This window comes from Tessaracoccus bendigoensis DSM 12906 (assembly GCF_900141915.1).
Classification (GTDB): Bacteria; Actinomycetota; Actinomycetes; order Propionibacteriales; family Propionibacteriaceae; genus Arachnia; species Arachnia bendigoensis.
Genome location: NZ_FQZG01000010.1, coordinates 24,062 through 40,436, shown reverse-complemented (window position 1 = coordinate 40,436; position 16,375 = coordinate 24,062). Strand labels below are relative to the sequence as shown.

Genomic DNA, 16,375 nt, shown 5'->3' with positions numbered 1-16,375 from the left:
GGTGGTACGTTGGTGGTATGAGTACCACGTTTTCCGCGCCGCTGGGGGACAGGGGACGCTTGGTGGTCCCGGCGGAGCTGCGGGCCAGGCAGGGGTGGAAGCAGGGGCAGCCGCTCCTCTTCGTGGAGACCCCGGATGGGGTCGTGGTGATGACGCGGGAACAGGCGAAGGCGTCGCTGCGGGCCCAGCTTGCGGGGGAGTCCCTTGTCGACGAACTCCTGGCCGAGCGTCGCGCGAACGCCCATCGTGAAGACGACGCGTGATCGTTCTTGACGCCTCGGCAGTTCTCGCGCTTCTCCAGGGCGAGCCTGGCGCGCCCCGGGTGGAAGAAGCCCTTGAGGAGGGCGTCATCGGCGCGGCGAACTGGTCCGAGGTGAGCCAGAAGGTCCTCTCCCGAGGTGCAGACTGGGGCCAGGCGAGGGAGCTGCTGCTCAGCTACGGCCTGCGCGTCGAGCCGGTCACGGAGGCAGATGCAGAGCTCGCGGCGTCGCTGTGGCGGCCCGGGGCCGGGCTGTCCCTCGGGGATCGGTTGTGCCTTGCGCTTGGGCGTCGGCTGGGGTGTTCGACCCTCACCGCCGATCGCGCGTGGGGTTCGACGGCGAGGGTTGAACAGCTTCGTGACTGAACTCGGCTCCGGCAGGGGCCTACTCCATCCCGAGGCGCTCCGCCACGAAGTCGATGTCCTTGTCGCCGCGGCCTGAAAGGTTGACGATGATCGTGTCGTCGGCTCCAAGCGTCGGGGCCAGTTTCATCGCGTAGGCGAGCGCGTGGCTTGACTCGATGGCCGGGATGATGCCCTCGGTGCGGCACAGCACCTGGAAGGCGTCGAGCGTCTCGTCGTCGGTGGCGGTCACGTAGTCGACCCGGCCCATGTCTTTCAGGTGGGCGTGCTGCGGACCGACGCCGGGGTAGTCGAGCCCGGAGGCGATCGAATGCACGGGCCACGGTTCACCGGCCTCGTCCTGCAGGACTATCGTGCGCATGCCGTGGATCGTGCCGGGGGTGCCGAGTGTCATGGTGGCCGCGTGGTCGCCCGGATTCTCCAGGCCCCGCCCCGCCGGCTCCACACCGTAGATGGCCACGGCGGCGTCCTCCAGGAAAGCCTGGAATAGGCCGAGGGAGTTCGAACCGCCGCCGACCGAGGCGACCAGTGCGGTGGGCAGCCTGCCCTCCTTCTCCAGAATTTGGCGGCGGGCCTCCCGTCCGACGACCGCCTGGAAGTCGCGCACCATCGATGGGAACGGATCCGGGCCGACCACCGAGCCGATCGCGAACATCGTCTCGCCGAAATCTGCGGCCCACACCGCGAAGGCGGAGTCGACGGCGTCCTTCAGGCAGCGTCCACCACTTTCCACCGGGACCACCTTGGCTCCGAGCAGCCGCATCCGCACCACGTTCGGGTGCTGCTTCTCGATGTCGATGGCGCCCATGTGGATCTCGCACTCGAGCCCGAGCAGAGCCGCGGCGGTGGCGAGCGCGACGCCGTGCTGACCGGCCCCGGTTTCGGCGATCACCTTCTTCTTGCCCATCCGCTGGGCGAGCAGGACTTCACCGAGGGTGTGGTTGATCTTGTGGGCACCCGTGTGGTTCAGGTCCTCGCGCTTCAGGTAGATCTTCGCGCCGCCGAGTTCCGCCGTCAGTCGCTGTGCGAGGAACAGGGGTGAGGGTCGGCCGACGTAGTCGGCGAGCAGGGCCTCGTACCTGGCTTGGAAGTCCGGGTCGTCCTTTGCATCGGCGTAGGCGGCGGCGACCTCGGCCATGGGGGCCTCAAGGTGCGGGGGAAGGATGCGTCCGCCGTGGGCTCCGAAGAATCCGGCCTCGTCGGCGTAGGTGAGCGATGTCATGGCCGGATGCTATCGGCCCCAGTGCCCCGGTGCCATCGGCGAGGGGCTGTGGTTGCGTCGGGCGTTGAGCACTATTCGGGGTTCGATGGGGATTTGAACGCGAAAACAGGCCATTTCGGCTATCGAGTCCGGGATAGTGCTCATGGCCGGGCTAGAGCGAAGCGACCGATCCCTCCCACCGGTCGAGGACCGGCGGGTCGGCGATCAGTTCGACGTCGGACTGCCTGCCGGTCAGGTGCAGGAGCAACTCCGACGGCAGACCCCGCAGGTGGGCGATCCTGCTCCCAGTCCCGATCTGCTTCTCTTCGCCCGTGTCGAGCCGACCGAGCCGGAGTTGGATGCCTGCCTTGGCCTGCACCCGCCGCGCCATCACGCCCACCAACGGCCACAACTCGGCCTGTTCCTTGGGCGTCAACCGCTGCGAACGTCCGTTGGCGCGCAGGACATCCTCGTGGTGGATGAACAGCTCACTCGTGTTGACCAGCTTGTCGAGCGGGCGCATGATCCAACCTGGGGTGCGGATCTCCCGGACCAGGTCCGGGTAGTCCATCGAGTGCAGCACCTCCTGTTGGATCTGATCGGTCTTGCCTGCGAACCGCTCAAGACCGATGCCGGGCAATGCGTCCAGCCGCCGTTCCCTGATGTAGAGGTGGGCCGCGAGATCCTGGGTCTGCCACCCGTCACACTCGGTGGGTGCAAAGGGGCCGAGTTCCTCCAGGAGGTCTGCCAGGGCGGCGCGCTGCCGAGATGCGAAGCTCATGGGACTCAGCTTGTCGCCGGGTAGCCTTGCGACCCGTGAACGCGACACTTGGGTCAATCGCCGGTCTACGGGTAGGTCGGGCGGTGACGCAACCATGGGCACCGAAAGGCGTGTCCAGTGCGGCCGTGAAGGAAGAAGTCGACGGTCGTATCCACCTCGGACCGCTCGGCCTGGCAGGCGACGAACAGGCAGACACCCTGAACCACGGCGGCCCCGACAAGGCCGTCCTTGTGTTTGCCAGGCACCGGTACGACGACTGGCGTCGGCTCGGCCTCGACCTCCCGGAAGGCGGGTTCTTCGAGAACGTGACCCTCGAAGCCCCGGGGGTCGATGAGTCGACCGTGGTGCTGGGCGAGACCTGGCGGCTGGGCGGTGCCGTGGTGCAGGTGACCCAGCCGCGAAGCCCCTGCTACAAACTCGCGAGACGTTGGGGAATCGACGACATGGTCCGGCGCGCCCAACAGACCGGATGGGTCGGCTGGTACCTGAGGGTCGTCGAACCTGGCGCCGTCGCCAGGGGAGACGATGTGGAGCTGCTCGAGCGCCCTTCCGATGCGCCGAGCGTCGGTGAGGTCTCCCGCGTGCTGAACCGTGACAAGCGCGACCTCGACGGTGCCCGCAGGCTGATCGACGCTCCCGGCATGCCAGCTCGCTGGGTGGCGAAGCTCGCGCGCCGCGTGGCCGGGAGCCTCGACTCGGATGAGGCTCGGCGGCTGGGCCCGGACGCCTGAACATGGGGCGCCACCGACTTGGCACAATGGGGGCCATGCTCGACATCGCCTACAACTCCGATGGGCTAGTGCCTGCCATTGCCCAGGACGAAGCATCCGGGGAGGTGCTCATGCTCGCCTGGATGAACGATGAGGCGCTGCGCCGCACCCTCGCCACCGGCCAGGCGACCTACTGGTCGAGGTCCAGGCAGGAGTATTGGGTAAAGGGGGAGACCTCGGGACATCACCAGCAGGTGGTCGGTGTCGCCGTCGACTGCGACGCGGACACGATCCTGCTAACCGTGAGGCAGACGGGTGCCGCCTGTCACACCGGCAACCGCACCTGCTTCTTCACCCAACTCACGGCTGAGAGTCTGTCGTGATCGTCGAACCCGGTCTCGAGGAGTTCGCCCGGCTGGCCGGGAACCGGCGCGTGATCAGCGTCTACGCCAGGTTGCGGGCCGACGACCTGACCCCGGTGAGCGTCTACCAGGCGCTTTGCGGGGGCCGCGAATCCACCTTCCTGTTCGAGTCCGCCGATGCCGGCGTGTGGTCCCGCTGGTCATTCATCGGGGTGCGCACCGCGTCGACCCTGACGGAGCGCGGCGGTCGCGCGGTATGGCTCGGACGCGAACTGGTAGGGGTGCCGGACGACGGCGACCCGCTCCAGGTGCTGAGCCAGACCCTCGCGGAACTGGCGACCGAGACGATGCCGGGGCTTCCCCCGTTCCACTCGGGCATGGTCGGCTACCTCGGCTACGACGTGGTGCGGCGCCTCGAAAGGCTGCCAAACTCGGTCGAGGACGACCTCCAGGTTCCCGAACTGGTGATGATGCTCGCCAGCGAGCTTGCCGTCTTCGACCACCACCGCGGTGAGCTGTGGCTGATCGCCAACGCGATCAACTTCGACGGCACTGACGAGGGAATTGAGCGGGCCTACCATGACGCCGCGGCCTCGATCGAGGCAATGGCCGCCCAGTTGGCCAAGCCGAGGGCCTCGTTGGCCTGCCAGGAGGGAGCGCAGTCGACACCCGAGATCATCCGGCAGCGCACCTCAGACGAGTACATGGCCATGGTCGAGGCCGCGAAAGAGGAGATTCGCTCGGGCGAGGCCTTCCAGATCGTGGTCTCGCAGCGTTTCGACATCCGCACCGATGTGGACGCCCTCGAGCTCTACCGGGCATTGCGCCTGACCAACCCGAGCCCGTACCTCTACCTGCTGCGGCTTCCCGGCTTCGCCATCGTCGGCTCGAGTCCCGAGGCCCTCGTGACGGTATCGGATGGAGTCGCGACCACGCGGCCGATCGCCGGGTCGCGCCCGCGCGGCGCCACGCCGGAAGAGGATCGGAGGTTGGCCGAGGAACTGGTCGCCGACCCGAAGGAGAAGGCCGAGCACCTGATGCTGGTCGACCTCGGGCGAAACGACCTCGGCAGGATCAGCACACCCGGCACCGTCACCGTCCACGAGTTCGCCAAGGTGGGCCGCTACTCGCACATCATGCACCTCGAGGCCGAGGTGTCGGGCCGAATCGCTCCGGGACACAGCGCGCTCGACGCGGTGCTCTCCTGCTTCCCGGCCGGCACTCTGTCAGGCGCCCCGAAGGTGCGCGCCATGCAGATCATCGACGACCTGGAGGCCACGCGCCGCGGCGTGTACGGCGGCGTGATCGGCTACTTCGATCTCGCAGGCAACGCCGATGTGGCGATCGCGATCCGCACGGCGGTCCTGAAGGACGGTGTGGCGCACGTGCAGGCCGGTGCCGGGATCGTCGCCGACTCGGATCCCGCCACCGAGGACGCCGAGTGCCAGCACAAGGCGCGCGCGGTGATCACCGCGGTCGCCCGGGCCGAGGGGATGACCGGACGGTGAAGGGACGCTGGCCGGTCACGCTGGCGGCCGCCTTCGGCGCGCTGTTGGCTGGCGGTGCGGCTCAGGTCGGCGGATCGCCGCTGGCCTCGCTCGGCTGGGCGCTCGCAGCAGGGGTGGGGTTGTCCCTCATGCTGCGGGGGTTCGGGTTGCGCATCGTCGGAGTGCTGCTGAGCGTCCTCGCGGTCGTCGGCGCCGGTTGGGCCATCCATGAGGGCCAGTGGGTCGCGTCGGGTGGATTCGTGCTCGTCGTGGTGGCGGCCCTCGGGATCCTCGTGTGGGGACCGAATTGGAGGCAGTCCCATTCCGGACGGGAAGCGGCGCGCGAAGACCCGTGGAAGGCGATGGACCGGGGTCTCGACCCGACCGCTGAACAGGTGCCATCAGTTGATGAGGATTGACGGTAGGCTTTGCCGGACTAGACCACTCCCGGAAGGCTGAACCAATGGCGCGAACCTCGAAGTTCTACCATCATGGGCGGAGCCCTGCCGCCTGGACGGGCTCGGTCATCGCGGCCGTCGGCTTCGTGCTGGGCGCCATCGGTTCCGTGACGGGCCCGAACTGGCCAATCGCTATCGCGGGCGGCGCCGTCGTGCTCGTCGGCCTGTTGACGACCATGGTCATGAAGGCCATGGGCCTCGGCCAGCCGTGAGCGTCCTCGACGACATCATCGCCGGAGTCCGACTCGACCTCGACCGCAGGACGGCCATTCGCGGCCTCGACCAGTTGATCGAGGCCGCCGCTTCTGCTCCGCTCGCGCTTGACCCCATGCCGCGGTTCAGGGCAGTTGAGTTGGCCGTCATCTCCGAGGTCAAGCGGAGGTCGCCGTCAAAGGGGCACCTGGCCGACATCGCCGATCCGGCGGAGTTGGCCTCGGCCTACGCGACCGGCGGGGCCGCCGCGATCTCGGTGCTTACCGAGGAACGACGCTTCAGCGGCACCCTGGAAGATCTCGACGCGGTGCGCGCCGCGGTCGATGTCCCGGTGCTGCGCAAGGACTTCATGGTCGAGGAGTACCAGTTCTACGAGGCCCGCGCGCACGGCGCCGACATCGTGCTGCTGATCGTCGCGGCGCTCGACGACGCCAAGCTGGGCCGGTTCCTGGAACTGACCTCCGACCTCGGAATGACCGCGTTGGTCGAGACCCACACCGCCCCTGAGGTCGACCGTGCACTTGGGCTTGGCGCACAACTGATCGGGGTCAACAACCGCAACCTGAAGACCCTTGAGGTTGATCTCGGCACCTTCGGGGCGCTCGCCGAACGCATCGGCGACCGGGCCGTCAAGGTAGCCGAGTCGGGAATCCTCGGCACCGCGGACGTCGCACGGGTCGCCGCCGAAGGGGCCGACGTCATCCTCGTAGGCGAGGCCCTCGTCAAGCACGGCGATCCCCGCTCTGCCATCGGCGACTTCATGTCCGCCGCAGAAAGGTAAAGAAGAAGGCATGGAACTGCCAGACTCGGCCGGACACTTCGGTCGCTTCGGGGGACGTTTCGTCCCAGAGGCGCTCCACGCGGCCCTCAGAGAACTCACCGACGCCTTCGACGAGGCGATGGCCGACCCGTCGTTCCACGCCGAGTTGGCCCGGCTGCAGCGCGACTACGCTGGCCGGCCGACGCCGATCACCGACGTGACCAGGTTCTCCGAGCGTTGCGGAAATGCCCGGGTGCTCCTCAAACGCGAGGATCTGAACCACACCGGCGCCCACAAGATCAACAATGTCCTCGGCCAGGCGCTGCTCACCAAACGGATGGGCAAGACCAGAGTGATCGCCGAGACGGGCGCAGGCCAGCACGGCGTCGCGACCGCGACCGCCGCCGCGCTGCTCGGGCTCGAATGCCGCGTCTACATGGGCGAGGTGGACACCAAGCGCCAGGCGCTCAACGTCGCCCGCATGCAGCTGCTCGGGGCCGAGGTCTACGCGGTCGCCGCCGGTTCGAGGACGCTGAAAGACGCCATGAACGAGGCGATGCGCGACTGGGTGACCACCGTCGAAAACACGCACTACCTGATCGGCACCGTCAGCGGCCCGCACCCGTTCCCCTACCTGGTGCGCGAACTGCAACGGATCATCTCAACCGAGGCCCGCCAGCAGATGCTCGACGCGTACGGCCAGTTGCCAGACTACGTGGCGGCCTGCGTTGGCGGCGGGTCCAACGCCATCGGCATGTTCGCCGACTTCGTGCCCGACGCCGACGTCGAACTCTACGGGTTCGAGGCCGCCGGAGAAGGGGTGGAGACCGGACGACACGCCGCCACCATCACAGCGGGATCCACGGGCGTGCTGCACGGCACCCGGACCTTCGTGCTGCAGGACGAGGACGGCCAGACCATCGAATCGCACTCGATCTCTGCGGGGCTCGACTATCCAGGGGTCGGGCCGGAGCACGCCTGGCTGGCCGAGACCGGACGCGCACACTACGAGCCGGTCACCGACGCCGAGGCGATGGACGCCTTCCAACTCCTCACCCGCACCGAAGGCATCATCCCCGCGATCGAATCCGCGCACGCGCTCGCCGGCGCGCGCCGCCTCGGGCTGCGGATCGCAGACGCCGACCCGGACGCACGGCCCACCATCCTGGTGTGCCTCTCAGGCCGCGGGGACAAGGACGTGGCAACCGCGTTCGAGTACTTCGGCCTCCCGGGCGAGCCTGACAAGACAGTCGGAGGGCTCCAATGAACACATTCACCGACCAGGAGCGTCTCGGCATCTCAGGCAGGGTCGTGGCCTCCTGTCTCGCCGCGGGGCGCCCGGCTCTCGTCGGATACCTTCCCGTCGGTTACCCGGATGTCAGCGGATCAGTCGAGGCCGTCCGTGCCATCACCGAGGGGATCGACGGTAACGGCGTCGACATCGTCGAGATCGGGATGCCGTACTCCGACCCGCTGATGGACGGCCTGGTCATCCAGCACGCGACCACCCGCGCCCGGGAGCGGGGGGTGCGCATCAGGGATGCGTTCACCGCGGTCGAGGCCGTCGCGGCGACCTCGGCCACCCCGATGGTGATGACCTATTGGAACCTGATTGAGGCCTACGGCCCCGACCGCTTCGCCCGCGACCTGGCCGCGGCTGGCGGGGCGGGCGTGATCACCCCCGATCTCCCGCCGGACGACTGCCCCGAGTGGTTCGAGGCGACCGACGCACATGGGCTCGACCGAGTCTTCCTGATCGCGCCGTCGTCGACGGATGAGCGGATCAAGCTCACCATGGAGTCATGTCGCGGCTGGGTGTACGCGTCGAGTGTCATGGGGGTGACGGGTACCCGATCCGACACCTCCGATGCGGCCCCCGTCATCGTGGAGCGCGCCCGCAAGGTCGACCCGGGGCTGCCGGTCGGGATCGGCCTTGGCGTCAGCAACGGGGCCCAGGCGGCCGAGATCGGTGCTTTCGCAGACCTCGTGATCGTCGGTTCCGCCCTGCTGAAGTGCCTCGATTCTGACGGTGCTGACCTGCCAGGCGACCTCGTGAGGCTCCGCACGTTGGCAGGTGAATTGGCCGACGGTGTGGCGAGGTCGCGCAGGTGATCCGGCGCCGGTCGTTCCTGAGCCTTGGCGCCATCGGCGTGCTTGCGGGCTGTGGGGCGCCGTCGCCAGGGCCCGCAGCCAGCGTCGGCACCTTGCAGGATGACTGGCACGGCACCTATCTCGAGGGTGGAGGGGCGCCCCTGCCCGACCTCACCCTCACCGACCAGGCAGGCCAGCCCTTCAACCTCGCAACCGACCCGACCACGAAGGCGGTCGCGCTCTTCTTCGGCTACACCAACTGCCCGGATGTGTGCCCAGGGATCATGGCGGACATGGCGACCGCGAAGCGGCGGTTGCCCCCCGACCTCGTCGACGACATCAGCCTCATCCTGGTCACGACCGACCCGGCGAGGGACACCCCCGAGGTGCTGCGGGACTATCTCGCGCGGATCGACGACGCCTTCATCGGGTTGACCGGCGACCTCGAGGCGATCAAGCCTGCTGCCCTCAGCCTCGGGATCGACATCGCGCAGGGCACTCAACTCCCATCCGGGGGTTATGAGGTTGACCACGGCACCTACGTCCTGGGATTCGGTGAGCCGCGCACCATGCAGGTGATCTGGAACGCCACCTCGGCCGGCGACATGAAGGACGACTTCGAACGTCTCATCGCCAGCTAGCTCAAGGCCGTCCGCGGGGGCTGTGGTCGCGTCGGGCCTTGAGCACTATTCGGGGTTCGATGGGGATTTGAACGTGACAACGGGTCTCTTGGGGCATCCAGTCCGGGATAGTGCTCAACGTCACGACCGCGCCGAGCGGCACGAGCCGGCGAGCGAGGTCGACGGCGCCGTCGACTCGGTGTTGCGAGCGGCTTTCGGTGCCACCCGCGGATCTCGTCGTCACCAGCGTTGTGCGGCGGTTACCAACGGTCAGTCTGGATACCTGCCGTATACCGCTGGTGTCGAGGGTTATCGCTGGTGACGGGGACATTCCGCTGGTGTCGAGGGTTATCGCTGGTGTCGCAGCGTGCTGGCCACGCTGGCCATGTTTCGGCCGCGTAACAATTGTGCGAAGAGATTTCGCACGCCGTGGAACTGGCTGGCGACGTCGATTCCACGACCGTACTGTTTTCCCCGCTGGCGCCCGTGCGCCCACAGATCACAGGAGGTCAAGCCGATGGCTAAGAGCGTCTTTCCGCACCGCGAACAGGTGGGGCTCTACGACCCTTCATACGAGCACGACGCCTGCGGTGTCGCCTTTATCGCACATCTCGACGGCAACCCGCGCCACGGGATCGTGGAGAAGGGCCTTGAGGCCCTGCGGAACCTCGACCACCGCGGTGCCACCGGTGCCGACGAGGCGGCTGGCGACGGCGCTGGCATCCTGATCCAGGTGCCCGACGCCTTCCTACGTGCCGTCGTCGATTCCAAGCTGCCGGATGCGGGAGAGTATGCGGCGGGAATGGCGTTCCTGCCGGTCGATGAGCAGGAACGTGCCCGGGTGAAGGCCGAGGTCGAGGCCATCGCCGACGAGGTCGACCTTGACGTGCTGGCCTGGCGTGACGTCCCAGTCGAGACCTCGACGCTTTCGCCCGTCTCCCTTGGTGCCATGCCGCATTTCGCGCACCTGGTGGTCGCGGGCAGGAACGGCCAGTCGGGCATCGATCTCGACCGGTTCGCCTTCGTCCTGCGCCGTCGCGCGCAGCACGAGGCGGGGCTCTATTTCGCCTCGCTCTCATCGCGCACCATGGTCTACAAGGGCATGCTCACCACCGCCCAGTTGGAGGAGGTGTTCCCCGAACTGCACGACGAGCGGGTCGAGTCCGCGCTCGCTCTGGTCCACTCGCGGTTCTCCACCAACACCTTCCCAGCCTGGGAACTGGCGCATCCCTACCGCATGATCGCCCACAACGGCGAGATCAACACCGTGCGCGGCAACCGCAACTGGATGCGCGCCCGTGAGGCGCTGCTGACCTCGAAGAAGTTCCCGGGAGCGCTGGAGAAGCTGTTTCCGATCTGTTCGCCGGGCGGCTCCGACTCGGCGTCGTTCGACGAGGTGCTCGAACTGTTGCACCTGGGCGGACGGTCACTGCCGCACGCGGTGCTCATGATGATCCCCGAGGCGTGGGAGGGCCATGCCGAGATGGATCCGAAGCGTCGGGCGTTCTACGAGTTCCACTCCATGATCATGGAGCCGTGGGACGGGCCGGCCTGCATGACGTTTACCGACGGCTCGCTCATCGGGGCCTGCCTCGACCGGAACGGGCTGCGCCCAGGCCGCTACTGGGTGACCCGCGACGGTCTCGTGGTGTTCGCCTCCGAAGCCGGGGTGTTGCCCGTGCCCGTCTCCGACGTGGTCACCAAGGGCCGACTTCAGCCGGGCCGCATGTTCCTGATCGATCTGGTCAAGCATCAGATCCTCTCCGACGACGAGGTCAAGGGCACGCTCGCCGCCCAACAGCCCTACGAGAGGTGGGTGGCCGAGCAGAAGATCGAACTCGACCAACTCCCTAGCCGGGCACACATCGTCCACTCGCACAGCTCAGTCACCCGGCGACAGCAGACCTTCGGGTACACGCACGAGGAACTGCGCCTGATCGTCGCCCCGATGGCCAACGACGGTGCCGAAGCGATCGGGTCGATGGGCACCGACACCCCGGAGGCGATCCTCTCCGCGCGGCCGAGGCTGATCTTCGACTACTTCAAGCAACTGTTCGCGCAGGTCACCAACCCGCCGCTCGACGCCATCCGGGAGCAGCTCGTCACCAGCCTCACGGCCAAGATCGGCCCGGAGCACAACCTGCTGGAACCCGGCCCGGAAGCGGCCAGGATGATCACCATGAGCGGCCCGATCCTCGACTCCGAGCAGCTGGCCAAGATCGTGCGGCTCAACCGCGACGGTGAGCTGCCGGGCTACTCGACCCACGTCGTCAAGGGGCTGTACAAGGTCGCCGGTGGTGGTCGGGCGCTCGCCTCCAAGCTCGAAGAGCTCTGCCAGGAGGTGTCCTCGGCGATCCGCGGCGGTGCGCGCGCCATCGTGCTTTCCGACCGGCACTCCACCGCGGAGTTGGCGCCGATCCCATCGCTGCTGCTGACCGCGGCGATCCACCACCACCTGGTTCGGGAGAAGACCCGCACCCAGGTCGGTCTCGTCGTGGAGGCGGGCGATGTCCGCGAGGTGCACCACGTCGCGCTGCTGCTCGGCTACGGCGCGGCCGCCGTCAACCCCTACCTGGTGTTCGAGTCGGCCGAGGACCTCGCAAGACGCGAGATGTATGTCGACGTGCCCCCGGAGAAGGCCATCGCCAACGTGGCGAAGGCGTTCAACAAGGGCGTGCTGAAGGTCATGAGCAAGATGGGGGTCTCCACCGTCGCCTCCTACACCGGTGCCCAGATCTTCGAGTGCGTCGGGTTGAGCGGGGACGTGGTCGATGCCTACTTCACGGGAACCTCGAGCCGGCTCGGTGGCCTGACGCTCAGCCAGTTGGCGGAGGAGATCAGCCAGCGACACCTGACCGCCTACCCGAGCGACGGTATCCCGCTGGCGCACCGCGATCTCATGGGCGGCGGCGAGTACCAGTGGCGCAGGGAGGGGGAACAACACCTGTTCGATCCTGAGACGGTGTTCCGGCTGCAGCACTCGACGCAGACCGGCGACTACCAGGCCTTCAAGAAATACAGTGCGCTCGTCAACGACAATTCGCGACGCGTCATGACACTTCGTTCCATGATGCAATTTGGTGAGCGGCAGCCCATTGACATCGATGAGGTCGAGCCTGCAACCGAGATCGTGAAGCGGTTCTCGACTGGTGCGATGAGCTACGGCTCGATCTCCATGGAGGCGCACCAGACCCTCGCCGTGGCCATGAACCGGATCGGTGGCAAGTCGAACACCGGTGAGGGTGGTGAGGACCCGGAGCGGCTGCACGACCCGGCCCGCCGCTCGGCGATCAAGCAGGTCGCCTCGGGACGCTTCGGGGTCACGTCGGAGTACCTGACCTACGCAGACGACATCCAGATCAAGATGGCTCAGGGAGCCAAGCCAGGCGAAGGGGGGCAGTTGCCGGGCCCGAAGGTGTATCCGTGGGTCGCACGGACCAGACACTCGACGCCGGGCGTCGGGCTCATTTCCCCGCCGCCTCACCACGACATCTATTCGATCGAAGACCTCAAGCAGCTCATCCACGACCTGAAGTGCGCAAATCCATCCGCGCGGGTCCACGTGAAGCTGGTCTCCGAGATCGGCGTCGGAACCGTGGCGGCCGGTGTCAGCAAGGCGAAGGCGGATGTCGTGCTCATCTCCGGGCACGACGGAGGCACCGGCGCCGCGCCTCTCACGTCGATCAAGCACGCGGGCACGCCGTGGGAACTCGGCCTCGCAGAGACGCAGCAGACGCTGCTTCTCAACGGGCTGCGCGACCGGATCGTCGTCCAGTGCGACGGCCAGCTCAAGACCGGCCGTGATGTCGTCGTCGCGGCGTTGCTCGGGGCCGAGGAGTTCGGTTTCGCGACCGCGCCGCTGGTCGTGTCCGGCTGCATCATGATGCGCGTGTGCCACAAGGACACGTGCCCGGTCGGGGTCGCCACGCAGAACCCGGAGCTGCGGGGCAAGTTCCACGGCGACCCGGACCACGTCGTCAACTTCTTTATGTTCATCGCCGAGGAGGTTCGCGAACTGCTGGCCCAACTCGGTTTCCGGACCCTGGAGGAGGCGGTGGGGCACGTCGAACTCCTGGACGTGAGCGAAGCGGTCGGCCACTGGAAGACCGGCGGGCTCGACCTGACTCCGATCCTCACCCGCGTGGAGGTGCCCGTCGGAGCCGAGCGCTTCCACACCACCACGCAGGACCACGGGTTGGCCGACAAGCTCGACGTCGAACTGATCCGGCTCGCGGAGCCCGCCCTTGCCCGGGGTGAGAAGGTGAGCCACACGCTGGAGGTGCGAAACGTCGACCGCACCGTCGGCACCATGCTCGGCCACGAGGTGACAAAGGTCACCGATGGCCGCGGCCTTGAGCCCGGCACGATCGAGTTCACCCTGAACGGAACCGGTGGGCAGAGCTTCGGGGCCTTCCTGCCCGGCGGCGTGACGCTCCGGCTGATCGGCGACTCGAACGACTACTTCGGCAAGGGACTCTCGGGCGGTCGACTCGTGGTCACCCCGCATCCCGAATCCGGGTTCGACCCGGCGACACAGATCGTGGCCGGCAACGTGATCGGCTACGGCGCGACGTCTGGCCAGATGTTCCTCCGGGGCCTCGTCGGCGAACGCTTCTGTGTGCGTAACTCGGGTGCCACCGCGGTCGTCGAGGGGGTCGGCGACCACGGAGCCGAGTACATGACCGGCGGTGAGGTGTTGGTCCTCGGCCCGACGGGCCGCAACTTCGCCGCAGGCATGTCCGGCGGGGTCGCGTGGGTCCTAGACCTGAACCCGCTGCGGTTGAACAACGAACTCGCCGACCCCGTCGAGATGACGCCCGGTGACCTGATCCGGGTTCGGGACCTGATGGGCGAGCACCGGGAGGAGACCGGGTCGCTCATCGCCGACGCGCTGCTGAAGCTGAACGATGAGGAACTCTCGCGTCGCTTCACCAAGGTGCTGCCGCGCGACTATGCCCGGGTGGTGGCCGTCCAGGAGATGTCCGCAGCCGACGGGCTCGAAGAGTTTGAAACCACCAAGCTGATGATGGAGGCCGCTCATGGCTGATCCGAAGGGGTTCATGACAACGCCGCGTGAGGTGGCGACCCGGCGACCCGTCGAAGAGCGGGTCCACGACTGGCGTGAGGTCTATCCCGGGACCCCCGGGCGTGCGCTGTTGCCCATCATCTCGAAGCAGGCGGGTCGGTGCATGGATTGCGGCATCCCGTTCTGCAACAACGGCTGCCCGCTCGGTAACCTCATCCCCGAATGGAACGACCTGGTCTGGCGAGGGGAGTGGCAACCGGCGTTGGAGAGGCTGCACGCCACCAACAACTTCCCCGAGTTCACCGGGCGGCTCTGCCCCGCGCCGTGCGAGACTGCGTGTGTCGTGGGCATCAACCGCGACCCGGTCACCATCAAGAACGTCGAGGTCTCGATCATCGACAAGGCGTGGGACGACTCCCGCGTCACGCCCCAGCAGCCCGCGTGGCACACCACGAAGACCGTGGCAGTCGTCGGCTCAGGCCCTGCGGGGCTGGCGGTGGCGCAGCAGCTGACCAGGGCCGGACACACCGTCGTCGTCTACGAACGGGCCGACGCGATCGGAGGGCTCCTGCGATACGGCATCCCCGAGTTCAAGATGGAAAAGGCGGTCCTGAACCGGCGCCTGAAGCAGATGGTGTTGGAGGGCACCCAGTTCAAGACCGGGGTTAACATCGGAGAGCACCTCACCGGAGAGGACCTGCGCGAGCAGTACGAGGCGGTGGTGCTGGCCATCGGGTCGACCCTGCCGAGGGACCTACCCGTTCCCGGGCGCGAGCTCGGCGGGATCCACCAGGCGATGGAGTTCCTGCCACAGGCAAACCGTGTCGCGCTCGGGGAGGAGGTCGTCGACCAGATCACAGCAGCGGGTAAGGACGTCGTGATCATCGGCGGCGGAGACACCGGGGCCGACTGCCTGGGGACCTCGATCCGTCAGGGTGCCCGTTCCATCACCCAACTGGAGATCATGCCGATGCCCCCCGAGGAGCGCCCGGGAGGCCAGCCATGGCCCACGTACCCGATGACCTTCAAGGTCACCTCGGCGCACGAGGAGGGCGGCGACCGGGTCTACGCAGTGTCCACCAACCGTTTCGTTGACGACGGCGAGGGCCGGGTCAAGGGGCTCGACATCGTCGAGGTCCGCTTCGAAGCGGGGCGGTTCACCCCGGTCGAAGGGAGTGAACGGCACATCCCGGCGCAACTGGTGCTGCTGGCGATGGGGTTCTCCGGGCCGCAGCGGGCCGGGCTGGTCGAGGAACTCGGTTGCGAGCTCGACGCCCGCGGCAACATCGCCCGCGACGACAACTTCGCCACGAGCGTGCCAGGCGTGTTCGCGTGCGGCGATGCGGGGCGTGGACAGTCGCTGATCGTGTGGGCGATCGCGGAGGGCCGCAGCTGCGCGCAGGGCGTCGACGCCTTCCTCAGCGGGGAGTCGAAGCTGCCAAGGCCGATCGGGCCAGAGGTGCGTCAGTTGCTGGCCTGACGGGGCCTCCTGCTTCCGGGTAAGGTAGCTGGCGGAACCATCTCCCGGAAGGAACGCCGTGCGAATCGTCATTGCCTCTGATCATGCCGCCATCGGGTTCCGGCGTGAACTCGCCGACGCGGTGCGGGCCCTCGGCCACGACGTCACAGACCTCGGTACGAACGATCCGGATCGGGCGGACTACCCGTATTTCGGGCAGCAGGCCGCTGAGGCCGTCGCCGCAGGCCGGTTCGACCGCGGGATCCTGATCTGCGGATCAGGCGTGGGCATCTCGATCGCGGCGAACAAGACGCACGGGATCCGCTGCGTGGTGTGCTCGGAGCCGTACTCGGCGGTGCTTTCGCGCAACCACAACGACACCAACATGCTTGCGCTCGGCGCCCGCGTCATCGGAGTCGAGTTGGGCAAGATGATCACCGCGATGTGGTTGGAGGCCGAGTTCGAAGGGGGGCGCCATCAGCGCCGCGTCAATCAATTGGGAGCCATCGACGACGGGATAGAGGTCGAGGACCAGGTCGACCCCGGGAGTCGTTGCTGAACAACCGGCCGAGCGGGCGCAGAACG

16 protein-coding genes are annotated in these 16,375 nt (G+C 67.5%); 14 read left to right on the top strand and 2 right to left on the bottom strand.

Annotated features, from left to right (window positions below; translation table 11 throughout):
- The first annotated feature begins 17 nt into the window (after positions 1-17).
- Positions 18-263, top strand: a complete 246-nt coding sequence (locus BUC15_RS03655) for an AbrB/MazE/SpoVT family DNA-binding domain-containing protein (RefSeq protein ID WP_073186191.1) — start codon at positions 18-20, stop codon at positions 261-263.
- Positions 260-625, top strand: a complete 366-nt coding sequence (locus tag BUC15_RS03650) for a type II toxin-antitoxin system VapC family toxin (protein WP_073186190.1) — start codon at positions 260-262, stop codon at positions 623-625. The genes BUC15_RS03655 and BUC15_RS03650 overlap by 4 nt, the downstream gene beginning before the upstream one ends.
- 19 nt (positions 626-644) lie before the next feature.
- Here BUC15_RS03650 and trpB (BUC15_RS03645) read toward each other — a convergent pair whose 3' ends face one another.
- Both trpB (BUC15_RS03645) and BUC15_RS03640 read right to left on the bottom strand, forming a co-directional pair.
- A complete protein-coding gene (gene trpB, locus BUC15_RS03645) occupies positions 645-1,844 on the bottom strand; it encodes a tryptophan synthase subunit beta (protein ID WP_073186189.1) in 1,200 nt (399 codons plus the stop codon).
- Between the two features lie 151 nt (positions 1,845-1,995).
- Positions 1,996-2,604: a TIGR03085 family metal-binding protein gene (locus tag BUC15_RS03640; protein ID WP_073186188.1), complete on the bottom strand. Its 609-nt coding sequence runs from the start codon at positions 2,602-2,604 to the stop codon at positions 1,996-1,998.
- A gap of 125 nt (positions 2,605-2,729) precedes the next feature.
- Here BUC15_RS03640 and BUC15_RS03635 point away from each other — a divergent pair, with 125 nt between their 5' ends.
- From BUC15_RS03635 to rpiB, 12 genes are all read left to right on the top strand, one after another.
- Positions 2,730-3,335: an MOSC domain-containing protein gene (locus BUC15_RS03635; RefSeq protein WP_217652099.1), complete on the top strand. Its 606-nt coding sequence runs from the start codon at positions 2,730-2,732 to the stop codon at positions 3,333-3,335.
- Positions 3,336-3,370: 35 nt separating this feature from the next.
- Complete coding sequence (gene hisI, locus BUC15_RS03630; RefSeq protein ID WP_342741712.1) at positions 3,371-3,697, top strand: phosphoribosyl-AMP cyclohydrolase; 327 nt, start codon at positions 3,371-3,373, stop codon at positions 3,695-3,697.
- The gene (locus tag BUC15_RS03625) at positions 3,694-5,184 is read left to right on the top strand and encodes an anthranilate synthase component I (protein ID WP_073186185.1); all 1,491 of its coding nucleotides are present in this window, start codon (positions 3,694-3,696) and stop codon (positions 5,182-5,184) included. Before hisI ends, BUC15_RS03625 begins: the two co-directional genes overlap by 4 nt.
- Positions 5,181-5,582, top strand: a complete 402-nt coding sequence (locus tag BUC15_RS03620) for a hypothetical protein (RefSeq protein ID WP_073186184.1) — start codon at positions 5,181-5,183, stop codon at positions 5,580-5,582. Before BUC15_RS03625 ends, BUC15_RS03620 begins: the two co-directional genes overlap by 4 nt.
- Positions 5,583-5,626: 44 nt before the next feature.
- The gene (locus tag BUC15_RS03615; RefSeq protein ID WP_073186183.1) at positions 5,627-5,833 is read left to right on the top strand and encodes an HGxxPAAW family protein; all 207 of its coding nucleotides are present in this window, start codon (positions 5,627-5,629) and stop codon (positions 5,831-5,833) included.
- On the top strand, positions 5,830-6,615 hold the full coding sequence (gene trpC / locus BUC15_RS03610; protein ID WP_073186182.1) for an indole-3-glycerol phosphate synthase TrpC: 786 nt from the start codon (positions 5,830-5,832) through the stop codon (positions 6,613-6,615). The genes BUC15_RS03615 and trpC overlap by 4 nt, the downstream gene beginning before the upstream one ends.
- 10 nt (positions 6,616-6,625) lie before the next feature.
- The gene (trpB, locus tag BUC15_RS03605) at positions 6,626-7,861 is read left to right on the top strand and encodes a tryptophan synthase subunit beta (RefSeq protein ID WP_073186181.1); all 1,236 of its coding nucleotides are present in this window, start codon (positions 6,626-6,628) and stop codon (positions 7,859-7,861) included.
- A complete protein-coding gene (trpA, locus tag BUC15_RS03600; protein WP_084189336.1) occupies positions 7,858-8,706 on the top strand; it encodes a tryptophan synthase subunit alpha in 849 nt (282 codons plus the stop codon). The genes trpB (BUC15_RS03605) and trpA overlap by 4 nt, the downstream gene beginning before the upstream one ends.
- Positions 8,703-9,326, top strand: coding sequence for an SCO family protein (locus BUC15_RS03595; protein ID WP_073186180.1), 624 nt, complete (start codon positions 8,703-8,705; stop codon positions 9,324-9,326). The genes trpA and BUC15_RS03595 overlap by 4 nt, the downstream gene beginning before the upstream one ends.
- A gap of 496 nt (positions 9,327-9,822) precedes the next feature.
- Positions 9,823-14,352, top strand: a complete 4,530-nt coding sequence (gene gltB / locus BUC15_RS03590) for a glutamate synthase large subunit (protein ID WP_073186179.1) — start codon at positions 9,823-9,825, stop codon at positions 14,350-14,352.
- Positions 14,345-15,811 (top strand): glutamate synthase subunit beta, encoded by a 1,467-nt coding sequence (locus BUC15_RS03585; RefSeq protein ID WP_073186178.1) that lies wholly within the window; start codon positions 14,345-14,347, stop codon positions 15,809-15,811. Before gltB ends, BUC15_RS03585 begins: the two co-directional genes overlap by 8 nt.
- Positions 15,812-15,869: 58 nt before the next feature.
- Positions 15,870-16,349, top strand: coding sequence for a ribose 5-phosphate isomerase B (gene rpiB, locus BUC15_RS03580; protein WP_073186177.1), 480 nt, complete (start codon positions 15,870-15,872; stop codon positions 16,347-16,349).
- Positions 16,350-16,375: the final 26 nt, after the last annotated feature.